Origin of the sequence: Flagellimonas oceanensis, from assembly GCF_003992595.1 — a bacterium.
Classification (GTDB): domain Bacteria; phylum Bacteroidota; class Bacteroidia; order Flavobacteriales; family Flavobacteriaceae; genus Flagellimonas; species Flagellimonas oceanensis.
The window spans coordinates 1-2,772 of record NZ_RZNA01000027.1; the positions used below are offsets into that span (position 1 = coordinate 1).

Below are 2,772 nucleotides of genomic sequence, written 5' to 3' on the forward strand. Positions count from 1 at the left end.
ACCAACGGCTGGACAATGCCTGCAGGCGGGCATCGGACTATGGGGCCTATAATTACAGCATGGTGGAGCGGATACTGAAAAAAGGGTGGGACACCCTGGAGGACGACCCGGAGGATACCTCCGAGGTCCCGGACCACGATAACATCAGGGGAGGAAACTATTATAAATGACAAACATTAAAACAGACAACATGAACACAAAGACATTGGAACAGATGAAACAGCTCAGGCTCCACGGGATGCTCAGGGCCTTTGACACCAGCCTCTCGCCCGAGAGCATGGACTATACCAACGATGAACTGGTGGCCTATCTGGTACAGTCCGAATGGGACGATAGGCACAACCGCAAGATCGAGCGCCTGACAAAGGCCGCAAGGTTCAGGTACGGTGCCGTTATGGAGGCCATCGATTACGGCCCTGGAAGGAACATCGACAGGAACAGGATACAGCGCTACGCCTCCTGTGGATTTATACGCAAGGGTGAAAATATGCTCATTACCGGGAGCACCGGGGTCGGCAAGAGCTATCTGGCCTCCGCCATCGGGCACCAGGCCTGCTCAATGGGGCACAGGACCATGTACTTCAACACGGCCAAACTCTTTACCTTGCTCAAAACCTCAAAGGCGGACGGGTCCTATCTAAAATTCATTGGAAAACTTGAAAAACAGGACCTGCTCATACTGGATGACTTTGGCCTAAAACCATTGGACAACATCAACAGGCACTCTTTGATGGAGATCATAGAGGACAGGCACGGCAAAAGGTCCACCATTATAGCCTCACAACTGCCCGTGGAGGCATGGCACGATGTCATCGGTGAAAAAACGATCGCCGACGCCATCCTTGACCGGCTGGTGCACTCGGCTCACAGGGTGGACATAAAAGGGGAATCAATGAGAAAAAAAATTAAAAATAAACGTTAACTTCAGCACCAAAATGAGTCGATCTCGTGCACTTGATTTGCACTGCTCACTTTCATCCGCCGCAGGTGGTATACATTGACCGCCCTATCCAATTATGGCAATGAAAAAGATTATGAAATATTTGGCTTACCGTTAATTCTTGCTGTAGATAAGGTCTATAGCAAAATTCGAAATCTTAAATATCGATATATTAAAGATGCAAGCACTTTATTTCCTGAAGAAGTAAATCAATATGAACCCTATACAATAAGAGAAGCCATTAACAATTGCATTGCTCATCAAGATTATACAAAAAATGGGCGTATTAATGTTGTGGAATTAGATGACCACCTCATTTTTACAAATTTAGGCTGTTTTATTCCCGCAAGTGTAGAAAAGGTAGTAATTGAAGATGCTCCTGAAGAGCATTACAGAAATCGATTTCTTGCTAATGCTATGTTTAACTTAAAGATGGTTGATACTGCCGGAGGAGGTATTAGAAGAATGTTCAATTATCAAAGAATGAAATTTTTTCCTCTTCCAGAATATGATTTATCCAATGAAAGAGTAAAGGTAACTATTGTAGGCAAGGTTTTAGATATAAAATATGCAGCTGTTTTGGCAAGGAATAAAGATTTGACTCTTGAAGTTTGTAGATACCCCAAAAATTAGGGCAGTAAGTTTAATCATTAAATTTACTGAATATGACACGAAGAAAGTTTACCCCGAAGTTCAAGACCAAGGTGGTATTGGAAGCCTTGAAAGAGCGGCATAGCCTTGCCGAACTTGCCCAGAAGTACGAGATACACCCGACCCAGATCAGCGCATGGAAGCGCGATTTCCTCGATGGGGCCGAGCAGGTGTTCGAATCGGGCAAGAAGGATGCCCGCAGCGAGACCGAAAGGGAGAAGGACAAACTTCTAAAGGCCATAGGCCAGTTGAAGGTCGAGAACGATTTTTTAAAGGACGCCTTGCGCTGAGACCACTCTCCGAACGCAGAAAAATGATACGCAAGGGTCATTCCAAGATGAGCATTGTAAAACAATGCGAAACATTGTCGGTCCATCGTTCCGGGCTGTACTATAAGCCCAGGGGCGAGACCGAACTGAACCTGAAGCTCATGCGGGAGATGGACGAACATTATCTCCACCACCCTTTCAAAGGGGCCAAGCGGATGCACATCTGGCTGACCAAAGACAAAGGCTATAAAGTGAGCAGGAACCGGATCGAACGGCTCTATTACAAGGTAATGGGGCTTAGGGCGGTACTTCCGGGAAAGCACACCTCCCGAAGGTGCAAGGACCACAAAACGTATCCCTACCTGCTACGCAACCTGACAGTTGACAGGCCCAATCAGGTATGGGCAACCGACATCACCTATATCCCCATGCAACAGGGATATCTCTACCTGGTGGCCATCATCGACCTGCACAGCCGCTATGTCCTGAACTGGAGCGTGTCCAATTCCATGGATGCCCAATGGTGCAGGGAAACATTGGAAGAGGCCATAGGTGAGCACGGGACACCTGAGATCCTCAATACGGACCAGGGGAGCCAGTTCACCGCCGAGGAGTTCGCCAATTATGTTTTGGGCCAGGGAATACGCCTGAGCATGGACGGTAAGGGAAGGGCCACGGACAATGCCTTTATCGAAAGGCTATGGAGGAATGTAAAATACGAGAAGATATACCTGAACCCTCCAAGGGACGGTATGGACCTTTATCTGTTATTGGCAGAGTACTTTGATTATTACAACCATGAAAGAAGACACCAGTCCATCGACTATGAAAGACCTATCGATCTATTTAAGAGAGCGGCTTGAATTATATTAGTTTTGTAGAGAAACTGTCCTAAAGATCGGGGTATCTACA

General features: G+C 46.8%; 4 protein-coding genes. All 4 read left to right on the top strand.

Annotated features, from left to right (window positions below):
* Positions 1–190 precede the first annotated feature (190 nt).
* The 4 genes from istB to EO132_RS08400 all read left to right on the top strand — a co-directional run bounded on the left by istB (position 191) and on the right by EO132_RS08400 (position 2,723).
* Positions 191–922, top strand: coding sequence for an IS21-like element helper ATPase IstB (gene istB / locus EO132_RS08385; protein WP_127136804.1), 732 nt, complete (start codon positions 191–193; stop codon positions 920–922).
* 75 nt (positions 923–997) lie between these two features.
* A complete protein-coding gene (locus tag EO132_RS08390; RefSeq protein WP_205780336.1) occupies positions 998–1,573 on the top strand; it encodes an ATP-binding protein in 576 nt (191 codons plus the stop codon).
* 32 nt (positions 1,574–1,605) lie between these two features.
* Entirely contained in the window at positions 1,606–1,881 is a 276-nt protein-coding gene (locus EO132_RS08395; protein WP_072882405.1) for a transposase, read from the top strand.
* 23 nt (positions 1,882–1,904) lie between these two features.
* Positions 1,905–2,723: an IS3 family transposase gene (locus EO132_RS08400; RefSeq protein ID WP_127136440.1), complete on the top strand. Its 819-nt coding sequence runs from the start codon at positions 1,905–1,907 to the stop codon at positions 2,721–2,723.
* Positions 2,724–2,772: the final 49 nt, after the last annotated feature.

Excerpts from the sequence above, each read along its gene's own strand:
- istB (WP_127136804.1), top strand. The coding sequence starts at position 191 with ATGAACACAAAGACATTGGAACAGATGAAACAGCTCAGGCTCCACGGG.
- EO132_RS08400 (WP_127136440.1), top strand. The coding sequence starts at position 1,905 with ATGATACGCAAGGGTCATTCCAAGATGAGCATTGTAAAACAATGCGAA.
- EO132_RS08395 (WP_072882405.1), top strand. The coding sequence starts at position 1,606 with ATGACACGAAGAAAGTTTACCCCGAAGTTCAAGACCAAGGTGGTATTG.